1 protein-coding gene and 1 pseudogene are annotated in these 1,438 nt (G+C 69.7%); both read right to left on the reverse strand.

Going from position 1 to position 1,438, the window contains the following annotated elements; all coding sequences use genetic code 11:
* Positions 1-339: 339 nt before the first annotated feature.
* Positions 340-513, reverse strand: coding sequence for a WhiB family transcriptional regulator (locus ACFW3F_RS24965; RefSeq protein WP_388062324.1), 174 nt, complete (start codon positions 511-513; stop codon positions 340-342).
* A gap of 143 nt (positions 514-656) precedes the next feature.
* A pseudogene (locus tag ACFW3F_RS24970) lies at positions 657-1,438 on the reverse strand (hypothetical protein); the annotation flags it as partial.

The following is a 1,438-nucleotide window of genomic DNA, read 5'->3' on the forward strand; positions in this document are numbered from 1 at the left end:
CCGCGACCACGCCGCGCACCCCCGACTTCGACACCATCAGCATTCCCTTTCGCGAACTTGGATATTTGCTGTGCTGAATATAGCCCGTATCCGGCAGCCGGGTAGCTGTGTGGGAGGTCAAGGTCACTGCCCCGGCGCGGCGTCCGAGCCCGGCGATCGTCGTGATCGGGGCTGACGATCACGAGGGCGTACGCCCTCACCTGCGGTGTACCTCCACGGGTCACCGTCAGTGCGTAGACCGGCCACAATCCGCGCCAGCGTGGTCTTTGGCCAGCCCGGGGTGGTGTCGGGGTAGGCGATGGCACGCAGCTGCTCGAGTGCGGTCTCCCGGACGGCCTTCTAGCTGGCCGAGCCGGGTGGGGAGATGTAGACCCCGGCCCAGATGCCAATGAGGTGGGCGGTGTCGTCGAGCGCCACGCGGGCACACCCCTGGCGGATCGGGCAGCGGCGGCATGCGGCCATCTCGGCGTGAGCGGTGGACAGCCGGTCGGGGAACCAGGCTGTCGGGGTCACTGGTGCAGGCCGGGATGGCATCAGCGGGTAGGTGGCGGGCGGGGGACTCCACCGTCGCCCAGGTCGGGCCTTGGTGGCCGCACGGCGATACCTGCTCGCATAGAGCGGCGCGGTGTTCACATCGCCAGGGATGACAGGTGTGCTCATAGCCCGCCATCGATGTTGAACAGCGCGGTGATCGCGGTGTGGGCGGCCGCGGTTTTCGCGGTCTTGATCGTGGCGCCGGTCGCGGTCGCGACCGCGGGCCCGGCGGCGAGGGTGACGGTGAAGGTGCGCTCATGCGGTGGGCCATCGGCGTGGGTGTCGACGTGCAGCTCGCCGGCGCCGATCGTGGTCGCGAGGGTGGTGAGCCAGCCGACCGGATTGGACAGAGCTTTCGCGCGGCGGCGGGCACGCTGGGCCTCATCGGCGCCCAGGGCGGCCGCCAGGGCGGCGGCATCCCACGTCCCGGCTGGAGCTGGAGCTGACAGGGTCGACGCGGCCTCAGGCTCCTCCGCCGGCTCCACAACCGGCGTCAGCAGTTCGGGCTCGGGTCGGGGCGGTGGTGGTGTGGTGGGGTCAGCCGACGGGGTGTGGCCGCCGATGATGTCGAGAAGGTCCCACAAGGCGGCGTGTTCGGTGGCCTTCTTGACCGGACCAACATGCCAGCGAGTAGTCCGTTCTTCGAGGTGGGCGCGGGTGGCGAAGGTGCGTTGATGGGGTGGGCCTGCGATGTCGGTGTCGAGGGTGGGGGTGACGATCTGTCCGCCGTCGATCTGCTGCAATGCCGAGATCGCCGACGGCGCCAGATACGCGTGCTCGGCACGTAGCTGTGCAGTCAGGTTGGCGCGCAGGGTCTTCCAGTCGGGGTGATCGGTGGTGTAGAGCACCGCGATATGCCCCGCGTGCACCCGTCCAGCTGTGGCGCGGTCGGCCAGCTCGGCGG

Origin of the sequence: Gordonia sp. NPDC058843 (assembly GCF_042743165.1) — a bacterium.
Classification (GTDB): Bacteria; Actinomycetota; Actinomycetes; order Mycobacteriales; family Mycobacteriaceae; genus Gordonia.